Origin of the sequence: Streptomyces sp. DvalAA-14 (assembly GCF_900091855.1) — a bacterium.
In the GTDB taxonomy this organism is placed as follows: Bacteria; Actinomycetota; Actinomycetes; order Streptomycetales; family Streptomycetaceae; genus Actinacidiphila.
On record NZ_FMCH01000339.1, the window covers coordinates 1 to 1,293 of the forward strand.

The 1,293-nt window shown below is 72.7% G+C and carries 1 protein-coding gene; it reads left to right on the forward strand.

Going from position 1 to position 1,293, the window contains the following annotated elements; genetic code table 11:
- A partial coding sequence (locus tag GA0115240_RS17175) for an MFS transporter (protein WP_107407162.1) occupies nucleotides 1-1,099 on the forward strand: 1,099 nt, incomplete at its 5' end.
- Nucleotides 1,100-1,293: the final 194 nt, after the last annotated feature.

Here is a 1,293-nt window from a genome sequence, read left to right on the forward strand (position 1 = left end):
GCAGGGCGCCGCCGCCGCGCTCGCCGCGCCGAGCACCCTCGCGCTGATCACCACCTCCTTCACCGAGGGCAGCGAACGCAACCGCGCGCTCAGTGTCTTCTCCGCGGTGGCGGGCGCCGGCTTCGCGATCGGCCTCACTGTCGGCGGCATGCTCACCGGCTGGGGCTCCTGGCGCTGGGTGTTCTTCATCAACATCCCGGTCGGCCTCGCCATTGTGTTGATCGCGCCCCGCTTCATCCAGGAGACCGCTCGGCACCGCGGTGGCCGCTTCGACATCGCCGGCGCGCTCACCGGCACCCTCGGCATGGCGTCCCTGTCCTACGGCTTCATCCGGGTCGGCGAGAACGGCTGGGGCGACGGGCGCGCGCTGACCTCCTTCGTGATCGCGGTGGCCCTGTTGGCGGCCTTCCTGGTCAACGAGATGCGGGCCGACCGCCCGCTGGTCGTGCTGCGGTTGTTCAAGGACCGCAACCGGGCGCTGGCCTACTGCGTGATGCTGCTCGTGCCGGCCAGCATGTTCGGTGTCTTCTACTTCGTCACGCAGTATCTGCAGACGTATCTGCACTACAGCCCGCTGCGGACCGGCTTCGCCTTCATCCCGCTGGCCGCGATGCTGTTCGCCGCGGCCCGGACCGCGCCGCGCGCGATCGCCCGGATCGGGGCCAAGTGGGTTGCCGCGGGCGGGATCACGCTCACCTTCAGCGGAGGGCTGTGGATCACCCAGCTTTCGGCGTCCGAGGGGTACGCGGCCGGACTGCTCGGTCCGATGCTGCTGTTCGGGGTCGGCATGGGGTTCACCATGATGCCGCTCAACACGTTCATCCTGTCGGGTGTCGAGCCGAAGGACGCCGGTTCGGCGTCCGGGCTGCTCCAGACGATGCAGCAGGTGGGCGGCAGCGTCGGCCTGTCCGTCCTGGTGACGGTCTTCGGCACCGCCTCCCGCCACGCCCGCACCCACGCGTTCCTCCACGGGGCCACCACCGCGTTCGCCGCCGGCGCCGTCTTCTCGGCCCTGTCCTTGCTGCTGGCCCTCTCGCTGAGGCCGCCCGTACCCGCCGCCGGCCGCAGACCCGGCCCCCTCGCCTCCTCCGCCAACTGACAACCGCCCCCCTGACCCCATCAGGGCCGCGGAGAACTGCGCGCCCGGCCCCCGACGGCCGCCGGTCCGGAAACCGGCCGCACGGGGCTGGGCGTTCGGGCGGGGTGGGTGACCCCCGGGCCGGCCCCGTCAGGGGCGCGGGGAACTGCGCGCCCGGCCCGCGACGGCCGCGGGTCCGGCGACCGTCCGCAAGG